This window comes from Salinimicrobium oceani (assembly GCF_012037645.1).
Genome location: NZ_JAAVJR010000816.1, coordinates 1 through 410, shown reverse-complemented (window position 1 = coordinate 410; position 410 = coordinate 1). Strand labels below are relative to the sequence as shown.

Here is a 410-nt window from a genome sequence, read left to right as displayed (position 1 = left end):
CCATCATACTTGCGAATATTCTTCAATCTGCTTACCAGTTAATCGATACCTTCTGGCTTGGGCGTCTGGGGGCAAATGCCGTAGCAGCGGTAAGTATAAGCTTTCCATTGCTGTTCCTGGTATTGTCATTGGGTTCGGGATTGACATTGGCAGGAACGGTCCTGGTCTCCCAGGCCTTTGGTGCAGGAGATAAAAAAAGGGTAGATTTTAATTCTTCCCAAACCATTTCCCTTGTCTTTTTTATTTCTCTCATGCTTTCGGTTTTAGGCTATTATATAGCAGGACCGCTTATGAAGATCATCGGGGCCGGCCCGGAGATCTATGGTGATGCTGTGAGTTATTTTCGGGTTTCCTCCTTAGGTTTCGTGTTCCTCTTTATGTTTTTTGCATTTCAGTCTTTGATGCGAGGA

The 410-nt window shown here is 44.9% G+C and carries 1 protein-coding gene; it reads left to right on the top strand.

Features of this window, described 5'->3' with window-relative positions; genetic code table 11:
* Nucleotides 1-410 (top strand): MATE family efflux transporter (locus HC175_RS19540; protein WP_262887257.1); only part of this gene is annotated, 410 nt, incomplete at both ends.